Annotated in this window: 1 rRNA gene; it reads right to left on the bottom strand. The window is 55.7% G+C overall.

The annotated features are described in order from the left end of the window. Nucleotides 1–465: ribosomal RNA gene (locus tag FLW16_RS43070) — 16S ribosomal RNA — on the bottom strand; the annotation flags it as partial.

Genomic DNA, 465 nt, shown 5'->3' on the forward strand with positions numbered 1-465 from the left:
GACTACGAGGGGATTTAATCCTCCCCGCGCCCTCCGCGTGCGCCTCTGGGGGTCGGTATCGGTCCGGGGGGGCGAAGTGGCGGCCAGTGTTCCGTCCTATATCTACGCATTTCACCGCTACACCTGAAATTCTACCCCCCTCTACAAGACTCTAGCCTGCCAGTTTCAAATGCCATTCCGAGGTTAAGCCCCGGGCTTTCACATCTGACTTAACAAACCGCCTGCATGCGCTTTACGCCCAGTAATTCCGATTAACGCTCGCACCCTCCGTATTACCGCGGCTGCTGGCACGGAGTTAGCCGGTGCTTCTTCTGTAGGTAACGTCAAATAATGCAGGTTTTAACTACACTACCTTCCTCCCTACTGAAAGTTCTTTACAACCCGAAGGCCTTCTTCACACACGCGGCATGGCTGCATCAGGGTTTCGCCCATTGTGCAAGATTCCCCACTGCTGCCGCCCGTAGG

It is taken from the genome of Microbispora sp. KK1-11 (genome assembly GCF_006874435.1).
Taxonomy (GTDB): Bacteria; Actinomycetota; Actinomycetes; order Streptosporangiales; family Streptosporangiaceae; genus Microbispora; species Microbispora catharanthi.